1 protein-coding gene is annotated in these 387 nt (G+C 33.9%); it reads left to right on the top strand.

Annotated features, from left to right (window positions below; translation table 11 throughout):
- Positions 1-387, top strand: a 387-nt coding sequence (locus tag AC1VNY_RS42910; protein WP_482409742.1) for a hypothetical protein, incomplete at both ends; no start/stop codon positions are given.

Here is a 387-nt window from a genome sequence, read left to right as displayed (position 1 = left end):
GTATTAAAAATCCTAGCACTTGTAATACAGAAAAAGATTGCAAATCGCAGCACATAGTTGATTCTTCTTTAAATCAAAATGATAGTGAAAGTGAAGATGCCTGTCAAGAAATAGTTGATAATGAAGATATATGTACAGCTCATGCTGATGGAGGTCAATCACATAATCTGTTTGTGTCGTCAGAAATGGATTGTGTAGTCATTGATCAAACAGAAGACATTTTCAAGTCTGATACGGTTTCAATCGGAAACAGTATAGTGACAAACTTGAAACTTAGGCAGAATGAATCAAATGAACTGTCATCGGTATCCATTGTGGTAAATAAGGAAGATTTTAAAACAGTCAATGCTTGTAGTTCTCAAGATTTCATTAAAAGTAGTGCAGAGA

The organism is Bradyrhizobium ferriligni, from assembly GCF_056837965.1.
The sequence above is the reverse complement of the archived record's forward strand: the minus strand, read 5'-3'. Positions and strand labels throughout refer to the sequence as shown.